Source organism: Vibrio sp. 1580 (assembly GCF_033340055.1).
On the sequence record NZ_JAWOVT010000410.1, the window covers coordinates 1 to 622 of the forward strand.

Consider the following 622-nt stretch of genomic DNA (forward strand, 5'->3'; position numbering starts at 1 on the left):
CCACAAGGCGACGAGGCGTTGATTCGTGTCGCGGCGGTCTTCAAGCAAGTGGTCAACCGTTCTTCAGACTGCGTGGCTCGATACGGTGGTGAAGAGTTTGGTTTTATCTTGCCAAACACGACAACAGAAGGTGCAGAGCAAGTCGCTCAACGCATTCATCAACAAATTAGACAGCTTGATATGGAGCACGGTAGTTCGGAAGCTTCAGAGCACCTGAGTGTGAGTATCGGCTTTGTTTCTTACGTTCCTCAGCATGGTGATGAACCTGAAATGGGCATCGCTATGGCCGACAGTGCGCTATACCAGGCCAAAGCCGATGGCCGTAATCGCACCTGCATCCACCCTAGTTCCTTCTAGCGCTTTGTGACCGCTTGCTCTAAGTTGATAGCAAGCGGTTTAAATCACCGTATTAAACACGTTAAACTGCTTATACCTTGTGTTCTCGTCTGTGATCTCATGGTTCTCGCCAGTTCATCAAGGTGAATGCCTCAAAATCAAACAGACCTAAATTGCGTTAGGCCTTGTACATCTGCCCGTTTTCAATATGTCGGGTTGATAGCTTGCTTGTGCCATGGAGTAGTGAATGAAGCCCATGAAAAATCTCGCCCAGTACTATGTAGAC

The 622-nt window shown here is 48.4% G+C and carries 1 protein-coding gene; it reads left to right on the forward strand.

What is annotated here, in order from left to right:
• On the forward strand, positions 1 to 357 hold a 357-nt coding region (locus R7093_RS26300; RefSeq protein WP_318147157.1), incomplete at its 5' end, for a GGDEF domain-containing protein.
• Between the last annotated feature and the right edge of the window lie 265 nt (positions 358 to 622).